This window comes from Dyella halodurans (genome assembly GCF_026283925.1).
In the GTDB taxonomy this organism is placed as follows: Bacteria; Pseudomonadota; Gammaproteobacteria; order Xanthomonadales; family Rhodanobacteraceae; genus Dyella; species Dyella halodurans.
On record NZ_JAPDPF010000008.1, the window covers coordinates 1 to 12,267 of the forward strand.

Sequence of the window (12,267 nt, forward strand, 5' to 3'; positions counted from 1 at the left end):
CGACTAGCTCATCAAGGCCCAGCATCCCCCGGAGTGAGGGTGGCGGAGGCCGGATATACGTTTGCAGTCGACACGGACGCCAGAGCTGCGGGATGCTTGCAACAGGGGAGGAGTCCATATACGGACCCTTCGAATGGCATGAAGGGTAAGCGAAACATGAGGAACGATATGGTCGACTGGCGCTGTTGGATGACCGTTGCAGCATTGGCAATTGCCGTACTCATCAGTCCGGCAGTTCTCGCACAGGCGACGGAAAACCTGGATGCGAGGCAACTTTCGATCAAGTGTGTCGTTGAGCACCCTAAAGAAGGCGACGCTATGCCGGTCGGGGTCACTAGGAGTTCGGCCAAAGAAGCCTCGGGAAAGCCCTGCGTAGGGGTTGCCACGATGCTCGCTGACGGCACAGTGGTGTTTCTCCTGGAGAACCAAGCCCCTGGGCACCCACTGCGTGAGATTGAATTGCACTACGCGCCCAGTTCCGTCGGCTACAAAGGAGCTTTGGACCAAATGGGAGGCCTCAAGCCTGGTGAAACCAAGGCAATTGATCCCATTCCGCCAAGCATAGGCGTTGCCTCCATGTCAGCAGACGGCACGTTGTCTCTCCAATTGCGGATGGTCTCAAGCGGGGGAGCAATCGGCGAAGGGCTCGAGGAGATTAAGCCCGGTGACCCAGGATACGAATCGACTGTGAAGCACATTGGGATAAAGCCCGGAGAGGTAAAGCGCATCCCGCCTTGGCCTGCCGGCCCCAAGAATTAGGTGTCATTCGGACGTCCGCTTCCGACCCGAAGATGACCTAACAGACTGCCTCAAATTTGCTGTAACACTTCGATAGGTATTGGGGGAATTGTGAAGCTGCGGCTATTCTTTCTGTTCGCGCTATTAGCGGGGATCAATGTGGCGTGTGCAGCGGAATCTGCAGACAAGAAGGGTTGTCGGAACGATCCGGATTTCCTTGCTGCATTCGGAGAGCCAACATTGACGGCTCGCGGCAAGGGGCCAGATTACTTCGCCATTAGACTTGTTTACCTGCCCACATTTCGACATCCCATTTTGGTCCGTTATGAAGAGGATGGCCGCAAGAGGGTCCGTCGCGCGGTCGTTCTGTCGGGGAAGGCGGGTTACGACCTGGGCGAGATCGCATTCCAACATACCGACGAGGCGTCCGGCACCGAAATCGCAGACATAAAGAAGGGATTGGAGCGAGCGAGGTATTGGGATCTCACATCGAGTGACGCGACCTTCGGCGCGGATGGAGACACATTGACGGTGGAAGTGATCCGTAACGGCCAATGCAAGGCAATATCTCGCTGGGAGCCGGAGCACAAGGCAACGGCGAGAGGGTTAGTGCCGCTTGTCGATCTCTACGTGGGTCTATTTGAGCGAGCTGCCATTTGGCGCGACGTTGCGCCGATGGCTTTTGGAAAGGACGATTACGTACCTCGGCGTTAAGACGAGAAGTCGGCTTTCGACCCGTAGCGGACAACTGAACGACCGAAATAGGGGAAGTCTTTTCATGCGCACTTTGTTTTGCCTTGCGTGCCTATTGATCGCCGGAGGCGCAGAAGCTTCACAGGAAGCCAGTCGGGTCCAAGTGAGTGTGATATCCACCGAGCAACCACTGCGGTACTCGGCCAATACGGATCCGACGTTTGTCGCCTCGCAGCTCCGCCTGGCCACTGCCTACGATCAGGCTATCGCCAGCTCCACCGAGCACCTTCTCGCCGATATTCGGCTACCAAAGGGTGAGCGCTGTGATGTCGTTTTGATACTTCTTCCAGGTGGCTACGTCGTGAGGGTCGAGCCAGGGCAGTGCCCCCTATCGCCGACCGAATTGAAGACTATCAGTGACGCACTGGCGAATAGAACGCTGCCATACGAAGGCTATGAATCTGTGTTCATGAGGCAGGCACACATTGCCTTATGCTCGCCTAGAGCGTCGTGTGGGGAATCGACGGTCAAGGCAGACTAGGTCCGCTTCCGACCCGGAGCGGACCTAAAGAAACCTGACACGAGGCATCAATGATCTTCGCGGAAAAGGACCATCCGGCTGAGTACTGGGACTTTCATGAGGAGCTGAAAGACTTTCTCTGTAGTCACTTTTCACGCGTCGAGTCGGGCATGCAGACTGATTCGTGGTTTTGGATTTTTGATGGCGGAGAGAAGGTGGCAATCGACACGTTCTCTTCGATGAAGCACCAGGTTAAATCAGCGCGCGCGGGCTCACATGTCGAGCACGTCATCGGCGTCCTTCGGCTCAAATGTCCGGTGCGGATTTATCCCAAGCCTGAGCTCGAAGGGCATGAGGAAGCCTAAGAGCTTGGAAGGTCCGCTTCCGACCCGGAGCAGACATTAGACACACCGAACTTCCTTGCCAAAATTGAGGGGGTAATTTGATGGGATGGGGGACGCTCTTCCAAGTCACGGACACCGCTCGAACACTGATTGCTCAGTGCGGAAGTAAAGGTGAGTGGTATGGGGCCTTGGATCAACTTCGCGTAGAGGTGGCGCCGAAGTGCGACGCGGAAGATTCGATTCGCTTTTGGGGTCTAGCGCTCGAAGGTCAACCATATCCCCTGTCAAAGTTGTTCCTGGGGGACATTCATGCAGATCTTGACGGAGCGAGCGACCCAAACGTTTCCTTTTTCGGTCAGGCTACGGTCCGGGATATCTCTCAGGCGCTGGACTCGAACGGGAGGGGGTTCTTCGAGGGTCTATTTACTGGGAAAGATCACCTCGACGCCGGACAGATATGGTTCTTTGAGCCATTGCGAGACTTCTTTAAGGACGCGTCCGCAAAAGGCTTGGCAGTGATCGCTCTATGGGAATGCTGATGTCTGCTTGCGACCCGTAGCGGACCTAAAAGTATTGCCTCAAATTTTCTGCAACTCTTCGATAGGGGATCGATGATGCGCATTCGACTTGCCAGCCTGTTGTGCGGCATGAGTGCCACGCTCTTCATGTCGATCGCGTTGGCCGATGAGCACGGTGCGCGGGCACTTCTGGAGAGAAGCTCCGCAGGCAATGGCTGGGACAAGGCAAGCGCGGCGCAGGTCGATATCGATTCTGATGGAAAGCCCGACTATGTGTTTCTTCGTCAGGACGCCACATCGGCCACTGTGGCTCTGATTCTGGGGGCGCAAGAGCACAGGGTCATCACTCGGACCTTTAGGATTGGCGGCCAATCGCAAAGTGACCTGTGTTCCGGACCAGTGTCGATCACGGTGGAGTCCCTCGACTACGACCCAATGGATGAGCCCGGCGCAATTGGCGGATTCAGACGATCTAAGGCTGGGGTATCTTTCGCGCTCGTTGATGGAGAGTGCGACGCCTTCCATTTCTACTGGGACGTGGCGAAAAAGGATCTTGCCTGGTGGCGACTTTGACGCGTGTGCACGGGACCACATCCACTTGGGACACGGTTCGGCCTCAGGTCCGCTCCCGACCCACAGCGGACCTTTCGACACGGTCTAAATTGGGCAACAGCGCAAGGTAACCAACCCAAGCACGTTATTCAGGTCGCAGCTTACTCTCACCAAGCCCTCATTATTTTGTGCAAATCCCTCATGTCTTCTGGGGAGCAAGAGTTCAACATCGAGCCTGCCCAGGTGGGTGCATCCACGTCAGAGGAGGCCATCATCATGAAGCGCTTGATTATCCCCGCGGTTATCGCCTTAGGCTTCGCCTTCATTGGACAGGCCAATGCAGCGATTGAAACCTACACCGTCGACTTGAATGGTTATGTGGTTGTGGCTTTCGTCGGAGCCACGCCAGCCGAAGTTGCCCAGGCGGAACACCTGGCGAAGAGCTGGGAAGCTCAGCGTCACCTGATGCTTAAGCCGCAATCGATGAAAGCAGTTGCGGTCCGCCAGTCGGCAACCGTTGCCCTGACGCAGGCTCAACTACGTAGTGCCATCGTCGGAGCCGCACTGGCAAAAGGACCATGAAAGCCCATTGCGGCAGGTGACCTTGATAAGCGCCACCGATTGGGCGCTACGGCAGGAAGGAAGCTCGCGAGCTGCCTCGCGAGCTTCGCTGTTGATTAGGTCTGCTAGCGACCCGAAGCTGACCTTGGAAGATCGGGCCGTGATCACGCCTGCTGACTCGTGGTGAGGCTGGCGCCGTCCTGGCTAATCGACCAGCACCTCGCGCCATTCCTTCACGGTCCAACGGCCGACCACGCCTTCGGTCACGAACGGATCGCCGCGAATGAATTCTTCGGCGGCTTCCCGGGTGGTGAAGATGCCTAGTGCGCCTTGGGTCGGGTCTGCAAATGGGCCGGCCATCAGCAGCACACCCTTCGCGTGGAACTCGCGAAGACGGGCGGCGTGGGCGGGACCTTGTTCCATGGCTTTGGGGAGGCCGCCCGGTGCAAGCTCGTAAGACATCACGTATTTCATGGTGCGTCACTCCGTAGGTGTCCCACGCGTGTGGGAGCAGGTGAGCCCGGCAGGTGATGACGGTTAGCAATCAAGCAAGAACGGCTGCAGCCTGAATCCTTGGCTTGGTGAAGTCTTGTTGCGCGCGAAGCAAGGACCTACGGGCAAGCTTTGACAGTTGTCGGAGGTTCCGTGTGGTCTGCTTCCCACCCATTATAGATACTCGGTTCCGCCTTCAATGACACTGGCTGTAGCCGGGGTTGGGGCATCAAGAGAGCATAGTGGGGCCTTCGACGTCATTCTCTCTCTGGAACGCATAGGTGCGCGTGATACAGGCGCGCCGCTAAGATGCGTGAAGCCTTTCCTTTCGGTCTTGGCATGCCCAAATCTCCCCATTCCGCTTCGCCCCAATCCGCCCCCGGCGCCGATGCATCGCCGCCGCGCAAGCGCGGGCGTCCGGCGCAGGACGCCAACGAAGGCTTGCGCAGGGAGCTTATCGAGCAGTCGGCCCGGCTGTTTCGCGAAAAGGGCTACGGCAATACCACGGTGCGCGATATCGCCGCGGCGGCGGGCGTGCATGCGGGCAGCTGGTTTTACCACTTCAAAACCAAGCAGGACATTCTGCAGGCGGTGATCGAGCATGGCCTGACGGTGGCGCTGGCCGATATCGAAGCCATCGACGTGGATGGCCTGCCTCCCCGCGAAGCGATGCGACAGCTGGTACGAGCGCACCTTTACACCCTGCTCGCACCGAACCAGGACTTCATTCCGGTGATGCTGTACGAATGGCGCTCGCTGGACGCCTCGGCGCAGGAACACATCATTGCGCTCAAGGATCGCTACGAGTCGATCTGGACGCGTGTCATCGAGCGCCTGCATGCATCGGGCGAATGGGTGCAACCGACGCCCGTAGACCGATTGCTGATGTTCGGCGCGCTCAACTGGACGGCCCAGTGGTATCAGGCCGGCGCCGGCATCAGCATCGACGCGCTCGCCGATCAGGCGGTGCGTTTCATCCTGCGCACGGCGCCGTAAGGACAATGCAGCAGCGCTACGCTGGCGCGTGCCGCCGCTCAGGCGGCCGCGATTTCCAGTAGCACGCCTCCGGGCGCCACTTGCGCCCCGACCTCGATGAACAAGCCCTTGACCGCGCCGGCAAATGGCGCCGCGATGCTGTGTTCCATCTTCATCGCCTCGACCACCAGCAAGGCCTGGCCAGCGCTGACGGTCTCGCCTTCAGTAACATGCAGCGCAACGACGCGGCCGTTCATCGGCGAGCTGATGCGGCCGTCGCCGCTTTGTGCACCCTGGCGAGCCGGCCTGGCATAGGTGGTATCGACGGCGCTGTGCTCCACGCCATCCAGCACGAACTGGCAACACGTCCCGGTGAAGGCGACGTCGAGCTGGCGGGTCATGTCGCCCATGGCCAAGGTCACGCGCCCCTCCGGCCCGGATTCGACCTCCACCTCGGCCGCGCCCTCGCTCCCTGTGAGCGCCCAGCGTCGCTCTGCCAGCGCGCGTAGCCGAAACTCGAAGGCCACGCCATCGAGCGTGAATCGGCACGACGTGGCGTGGGTGCGACTGCTGGCCCAACCCTGTAACTCCGCGGGATAGCGTTGCGCGGTGGTCTGGCGCCGATGCGTGAGCAGCACGGCTGCCGCCTGGCAGGCAGCCACACTCGGCGCCTGGCGCTGTCGTGTCGAAGTAGGAAAGTGCTGATCGATGAAAGCCGTCGACACGTCGCCCGCCAGGAAGGCAGGATGGGTCACGCACTGTTGCAGGAAGGCACGGTTGCTCGGCACGCCGAGCAGCAGGCAATCCCCCAGCGCGTTGGCCAGGCGGCGGCAGGCGTCAGCACGATCAGTGCCGTGCGCAACGATCTTGGCCAGCATCGAATCGTAATGCGGCGAGACGACAGCTCCATTGGCGAGCGCGTGGTCGGTGCGCACGTCGCGTGGGGCGCGCCAGCGCGTGATCGTGCCGCTCTGCGGCAGAAAATCCTGCTGCGGATCTTCGGCGCACAAGCGCACTTCGATGGCGTGGCCGCCGGTCGCGCGGCGCGCGTCGATCTCGTCCTGACTTAGCGGCAGGCTCTCGCCCAGCGCTACACGCAATTGCCATTCGACCAGATCGATGCCGAGCACGGCCTCGGTCACCGCGTGCTCGACCTGCAGGCGCGTGTTCATCTCCATGAAGTAGAAGCTGCCATCCGGCGCAAGCAGGAATTCCAGCGTACCGGCACCCACATAGCCAATAGCCCGTGCCGCAGCCACCGACACCGCCCCCATGCGCTCGCGCAGCTGGGCCGACACCGCAGGCGATGGCGATTCCTCGATGAGTTTCTGATGACGGCGCTGCACCGAACAGTCGCGCTCGCCCAGATGGACGACGTTGCCATGGGCATCGGCGAATATCTGGATCTCGATATGCCGCGATTCGATGATGGCTCGTTCGAGGATCAGCTCGCCGGAAGCAAAGGCGTTCTCGGCCTCCGAGCGTGCCGATTGCAGCGCGGCGGCAAACTGTTCCGGGTGGTCAACGCGGCGCATGCCACGCCCGCCGCCACCGGCTGCCGCCTTGATCATCACCGGGTAGCCGATGCGGGCGGCTTCCTGCGCCATGCGCTCGCCAGCTTGATCCTCTCCCTGGTAGCCCGGCACGCATGGCACGCCAGCGGCCTCCATCAAGTGCTTTGCGCCAGCCTTGTTGCCCATGGCGCGAATGGCAGCTGCAGGCGGACCGATGAAGACCAGGCCGGCGTCGATGCAGCTTTGTGCAAAGGCGGCGCTTTCGGCGAGAAAGCCGTAACCGGGATGTACCGCCTCCGCGCCGGATCGACGTGCGGCATCGAGGATGGCGGCGATATTGAGGTACGAGGCTTGTGGCTCGGACGCGCCGATCGGCAGCGCGATATCTGCCGCCTGACAGTGCGGCGCATCGCGATCTGCCTCGGCATAGACGGTAATGGTGCGCATGCCAAGACGCCGGGCGGTGCGCTGGATGCGCAGCGCAATCTCGCCGCGGTTGGCGATCAGCACCGAGCGGAACCCTGCATGCCGGTTGGCCATCAGGCTTTCCTGTCGGGCAAGGTGTTCATGTATTTGCAGATGATGCTGAGCATCACTTCATCCGCGCCGCCACCAATCGACGCCAGGCGTCCGTCACGGTAGAAGCGCGAGACCGGGTTTTCCCAGGTAAAACCCATGCCGCCCCAGAACTGCAGGCAGGCATCCGGCACGATACGCGCCAGGCGCCCCGCCTTGAGCTTGGCCATGGAGGCGAGTTCGGTCACGTCCTGGCCGCTGATGTAGAGCTCGCACGCCCGATAGGTCAGCGCCCGCAGCGCCTCCACCTCGGTCTTGAGTTCCGCCAGCTTGAAATGGATCCATTGGTTGTCGAGCAGGCTGGCGCCAAACAGCTTGCGTTCGCGGGCGTAGTCGATCGTGCTGTCGATGCACGCCATCAACATCTGCAGGTTGCTGGCAGCCGCCCACATGCGCTCTTCCTGGAATTGCAGCATCTGGTAAGTGAAGCCTCGACCCTCATCGCCAATGCGGTAGCGCTGCGGCACGCGCACGTCATCGAAGTAGATCAGGCCGGTGTCCGAGGCGTTCATGCCGATCTTGCGAATCTTCATCCCCACGGACACGCCCTTGGCGTCCATCGGCACGATGATCAGCGACTTGTTGCGGTGCGCGGCGTCATCGGAGGTATTCGCCAGCAGGCACATCCAGTCGGCCTGCAGGCTGTTGGTGATCCACATCTTGCTGCCGTTGATGACGTAGTCGTCGCCCTCCTTGCGCGCGTAGGTCTTGATGGCCGCCACATCCGAACCGGCGCCTTGCTCCGACACGCCGATGCATGCCACCGCCTCGCCGCTGATCGCGGGCGCCAGGAACTGGGCGCGTAGTTCGTCCGAGCCGAAGCGCGCCAACGCAGGGGTCGCCATGTCGGTCTGCACGCCAATCGCCATCGGCACGCCGGCGCAGTGGATGTGGCCGAGCGTTTCGGCCATCGCCATCGCATAGGAATAGTCCAGGCCCAGGCCGCCAAACTGGGTGGGCTTGGCGATGCCGAGGAAGCCCAGCGCGCCCATCTTCTTGAACAACTCCTTGGCGGGAAACATCTCTGCCGTCTCCCAGTCGTCGACATGCGGATTGATCTCGCTGTCGATGAAGCGCTTGAGGCTGCGTTGCAGCTCCTGGTGCTCGTGGGTGAACTGCATGCTGTCTCGCTCCGGTGGTCCTGGACGGGTTGATGGAAGACGGTGTTACGGTCGAGCGACGGCGAACTGAACGGGGTGCAGCTGGCGACGGCGTGCCTCTTCGCAAACGGCGAGCACGCAGGCCAGCACCTTGCGGGTGTCGCGGGGATCGATCACGCCGTCGTCCAACAGGCGTCCCGACAGGGTGAACGCATCCGCTTGCCGCTCGAAGGTATCGATGACCTTGGCGCGCATCGACTCGATGGCCGCGTGATCGACTGCCTGCGCCTTGCGCTGCATGCCGGCGGCCATCACCGTCGCCATGGTGTCGGCCGCCTGTTCGGCGCCCATCACGGCGGTCTTGGCGTTGGGCCAGCTGAAGCAGAAGTCCGGGAAGAAGCCGCGCCCGGACATGCCGTAGTTGCCAGCGCCAAACGAAGCGCCGCAATGCACGGTGATGCGCGGCACCGTCGCATTGGACATGGCCTGGATCATCTTCGCGCCGTGCTTGATCATGCCGCCCTGCTCGGAGGCCTTGCCGACGATGAAGCCGGTGGTGTTCTGCAGGTACAGCAGCGGCAGGTCGGACTGGCAGCAGGCCTGGATGAAATGCGTGGCCTTGTTGGCGCCGGCCGGGTCGAGTGGCCCGTTGTTGGTGATGATGCCCAGCCGCATGCCACAGATGGCCGCGTGTCCGGTGACGGTGGCCGGCCCGTAGTCCGGCTTGAACTCGAGGAAGTCCGAACCGTCGACGAGGCGCGCGATCACTTCGCGCATGTCCAGGGGCTTGCGGTGGTCGGGCAGTGCAATGCCGAGCAAGGACTCCGCGTCGAAACGCGGCGCCGGGTAGGGCCGATCGACAGGCGGGAGGTCGCGATTCCAGTCCAGTGCCGCGAGCAGCTCCCGCGTGATGCGCAGCGCATCCGCATCGTCCTCGGCGAGATATTCGGCCTGACCCGACAGGGTCGCGTGCATCTCGGCGCCACCGAGTTCTTCTTCCGTGGCCACTTCGCCGGTGGCCGCCTTGAGCAGGGGAGGGCCGGCCAGGAAGGCGCGCGCACGATCACGCACCATCACCACGTAGTCCGACAAGCCGGGCATGTACGCACCGCCTGCCGTACTGGAGCCATGCACCACGCTGATCACCGGTATGCCCGCCGCCGACAGCCGCGCAAGCCAGTAAAACGCGCTGCCGCCGTGAATGAAGGTCTCCACCCGGTACGCCAGCAGGTTGGCACCGGCTGACTCGACCAGGTGGATGAACGGCAGTTTTTGATCCAGTGCGATGCGCTGTGCGCGCTGGAATTTCTCGATGCCCATCGGCTGCACCGCGCCCGCATCGATGCCTGCATCGTCCACCACGATCATCGCGCGCACACCACTCACCCAGCCGATGCCCACGATCAGGCCGCCACCAGCGACGGAGCGTTCCGGATCGGCATGGTCCAGACAGAAGCCGGCCAGCGTGGACAGTTCAAGAAACGGTGCGCCGGCATCGAGCAGGCGGCCGAGCCGGTCGCCTGGCAGCAACTGGCCGCGCCGCTCGAATCGTTCGCGCGATGCCTCGGACTTTTCGCGCGTACGCGCCTCAAGGGCGCGCAATCGCGCGACGAGGTCGCTGAGTGCGGCGTGGTTTTGCCGGTAGGTTTCGCTCTGCGGAACAGCGCGTGATTCAAGCGTGGGCATTGGCGGCCTCCTCCATGCGCGGCATTGGCCACGGGCTGATCAGGTGGCGCGCAGCCCCGCCAAGGACAGGATGCCGCGCAAGGCCGCGGGATAACGGCAGCACATCCACCATGATGATCATTTCGCTACTCATGCGTGATCGGCCGGAATCCGCACCGGCATCGCCAGCAGTACCTGCGCCATGCCCTTGCCCAGCGCGTCATGGCGCAACGAGGCCATGCCACCGCCACCCAGCGCCTGCTCGCAGACGAAGTTGAGCGCGTGGATACCCGGCAGGTCGTAACGTGTGACGCGCCCCTTCACCACGTGGGCGAGGTAGGCGGCCACGGCCTCTTCAGTCAATTGTGCGCGAAGCAACGGGAGGTCCTCGGGACGGCGCGCCATCACGCCGATATTGACGGTGTCACCCTTGTCGCCACTGCGTGCGTAAGCGAGCTCGATGAGCGGAACTTCTCGGCCTGGGCCGGCGAGTGACGCAGGCGATGAGGGGGTAGCCGCTACGGATGGTGTTTCAAGCGGTGCGCCGCCGCTGGGCACGCGTACTTCAATACTCTCGCCACCCAACAGCGTCAGCTGCGGACGCACCCTCGCCTTGTCGAGCAGGAAGGCAAATTGCTTGATTGCGGGCGTCACGCTGGGGCGTCCGCCGGCGCCCGTCGTGCCGGGTGCCCATGAGGTGGCAGCAGGGGCGATTTCGCGCGCGAACAGTTCCAGCGCTTGCTTTTCTGGGTGGGTAACTGCCAACCACATGACCGATTCGAAACGCGGCACCTGTGGCTGGTGCGGCCCGAACAGATAGGCGGAACCCAGCGTATCGACATGCGTGTCGCTGTAATCCGCGAGGCCCAGCTGGCGAAAAAGTCCGCGCGTGCGCTCCAGGATGGCGTCGGCCGTGCGCCGAGCCTTGCGCTCCGCATCGAAGCCAATCACGGTGAGCTGCCCGGTCGCGCGGTAACCGTCGGCATAGGTGGCGCTCACCTTGTAAGTCGACGTCGGCGCGCGACCGCGGGCGCCACGCACGTCCACGCGATGCTCGCCGGTCTGCGTCAAGGTGACTTGCGTGAAATCGCAGATCACGTCGGGCAGCACATAGCGCGCAGGATCACCGATTTCGTAGAGCAGCTGCTCGCCCACCGTCGCCGGGGTCACAAGGCCACCGCTGCCCTCGGGTTTGGTGACGGTGAAGCTGCCGTCGGCGCGGCATTCCACGATGGGGTAGCCGCTGTGTGCCCAGTCGGGCACGGACTCCCAGTCGGTGTGCAGGCCGCCGACGCCCTGGCAACCACATTCGATGATGTGCCCAGCGAGGCTGCCGGCCGCCAGGCGTTCGTAGTCATCGGCGGCCCAGTCAAACGCATGCATCAGTGCGCCAAGCGTGACCGCGCTGTCGACACAGCGCCCGGTAATCACCACCTGCGCGTCTGCATCCAAGGCCGCCTTGATCGGCAACGCGCCGAGGTAGGCATTGGCGCTCAACACCTTGGGCGGCAGCGGGCTGTCACTCTGCCATTCGCGCACGCCCTCGTCGCGCAGCGCAGGCAGCAACGGCATTACGTCGTCGCCTTCCACCACGGCGATACGCACCTGCACACCCCATTCGTCGGCCAGCGCCTGCAGCGCCGCAGCGCAACCGCGCGGATTGACGCCGCCCGCATTGGCGATGATGCGGATGTTCTGCGCCAATGCATCCCTGAGTACCGCGCGCATCGCCACGCCAACGAAGTCCGTGGCGTAGCCCAAGGACGGGTCTTTCATGCGGGCCGTGGCCAGCAGCGACATGGTCAGCTCGGCCAGGTAATCGAACACCAGAAAGTCGATACGACCCGAGGCGACCAGTTGCATCGGCCCGGTGACGCTGTCACCCCAGAAGCCGCTGGCGCCGCCAATGGAGACGGTGTCCCTGCGCATCTCAGCGGCCCGTTCCGTTGCAGGGACGCCACGCCAGGGCCGTGAAATGATTATCCGTGCTCACGCGCTGCTTGCCTCGCCAGAGAGAGT

The 12,267-nt window shown here is 62.4% G+C and carries 12 protein-coding genes; 6 read left to right on the plus strand and 6 right to left on the minus strand.

Annotated elements, in window-relative coordinates; genetic code table 11:
• From OUZ49_RS15605 to OUZ49_RS15625, 5 genes are all read left to right on the plus strand, one after another.
• Window positions 1-759: hypothetical protein (locus OUZ49_RS15605; RefSeq protein WP_266151444.1), on the plus strand; the 759-nt coding region annotated here is incomplete at its 5' end.
• A 90-nt stretch (window positions 760-849) separates the two neighbouring features.
• Window positions 850-1,452 carry a hypothetical protein gene (locus tag OUZ49_RS15610; protein ID WP_266151446.1) on the plus strand — a complete coding sequence of 201 codons (603 nt, stop codon included), beginning with the start codon at window positions 850-852 and terminating at the stop codon, window positions 1,450-1,452.
• Window positions 1,453-2,022: 570 nt separating this feature from the next.
• Window positions 2,023-2,316: a hypothetical protein gene (locus tag OUZ49_RS15615; protein ID WP_266151448.1), complete on the plus strand. Its 294-nt coding sequence runs from the start codon at window positions 2,023-2,025 to the stop codon at window positions 2,314-2,316.
• Between the two features lie 593 nt (window positions 2,317-2,909).
• Window positions 2,910-3,386, plus strand: coding sequence for a hypothetical protein (locus tag OUZ49_RS15620; protein WP_266151449.1), 477 nt, complete (start codon window positions 2,910-2,912; stop codon window positions 3,384-3,386).
• Window positions 3,387-3,641: 255 nt separating this feature from the next.
• The gene (locus OUZ49_RS15625; RefSeq protein ID WP_266151450.1) at window positions 3,642-3,947 is read left to right on the plus strand and encodes a hypothetical protein; all 306 of its coding nucleotides are present in this window, start codon (window positions 3,642-3,644) and stop codon (window positions 3,945-3,947) included.
• 183 nt (window positions 3,948-4,130) lie between these two features.
• Here the strand turns inward: OUZ49_RS15625 and OUZ49_RS15630 are convergent, their stop codons facing one another.
• On the minus strand, window positions 4,131-4,400 hold the full coding sequence (locus OUZ49_RS15630) for a YciI family protein (protein WP_266151451.1): 270 nt from the start codon (window positions 4,398-4,400) through the stop codon (window positions 4,131-4,133).
• Between the two features lie 357 nt (window positions 4,401-4,757).
• On the opposite strand from OUZ49_RS15630, the gene OUZ49_RS15635 reads away from it, so the two are divergent.
• Window positions 4,758-5,414: a TetR/AcrR family transcriptional regulator gene (locus tag OUZ49_RS15635; protein WP_266151453.1), complete on the plus strand. Its 657-nt coding sequence runs from the start codon at window positions 4,758-4,760 to the stop codon at window positions 5,412-5,414.
• Between the two features lie 38 nt (window positions 5,415-5,452).
• Here the strand turns inward: OUZ49_RS15635 and OUZ49_RS15640 are convergent, their stop codons facing one another.
• The 5 genes from OUZ49_RS15640 to OUZ49_RS15660 are packed head-to-tail and all read right to left on the minus strand — an operon-like array spanning window position 5,453 to window position 12,177.
• The gene (locus tag OUZ49_RS15640; RefSeq protein ID WP_266151454.1) at window positions 5,453-7,447 is read right to left on the minus strand and encodes an ATP-binding protein; all 1,995 of its coding nucleotides are present in this window, start codon (window positions 7,445-7,447) and stop codon (window positions 5,453-5,455) included.
• Complete coding sequence (locus OUZ49_RS15645; RefSeq protein ID WP_266151455.1) at window positions 7,447-8,604, minus strand: acyl-CoA dehydrogenase family protein; 1,158 nt, start codon at window positions 8,602-8,604, stop codon at window positions 7,447-7,449. The genes OUZ49_RS15640 and OUZ49_RS15645 overlap by 1 nt, the downstream gene beginning before the upstream one ends.
• Window positions 8,605-8,649: 45 nt before the next feature.
• Window positions 8,650-10,269, minus strand: coding sequence for an acyl-CoA carboxylase subunit beta (locus tag OUZ49_RS15650; protein ID WP_266151456.1), 1,620 nt, complete (start codon window positions 10,267-10,269; stop codon window positions 8,650-8,652).
• Window positions 10,256-10,390, minus strand: a complete 135-nt coding sequence (locus OUZ49_RS15655) for a hypothetical protein (RefSeq protein WP_266151457.1) — start codon at window positions 10,388-10,390, stop codon at window positions 10,256-10,258. Before OUZ49_RS15655 ends, OUZ49_RS15650 begins: the two co-directional genes overlap by 14 nt.
• Before the next feature lie 8 nt (window positions 10,391-10,398).
• On the minus strand, window positions 10,399-12,177 hold the full coding sequence (locus OUZ49_RS15660) for an acyclic terpene utilization AtuA family protein (RefSeq protein ID WP_266151458.1): 1,779 nt from the start codon (window positions 12,175-12,177) through the stop codon (window positions 10,399-10,401).
• Between the last annotated feature and the right edge of the window lie 90 nt (window positions 12,178-12,267).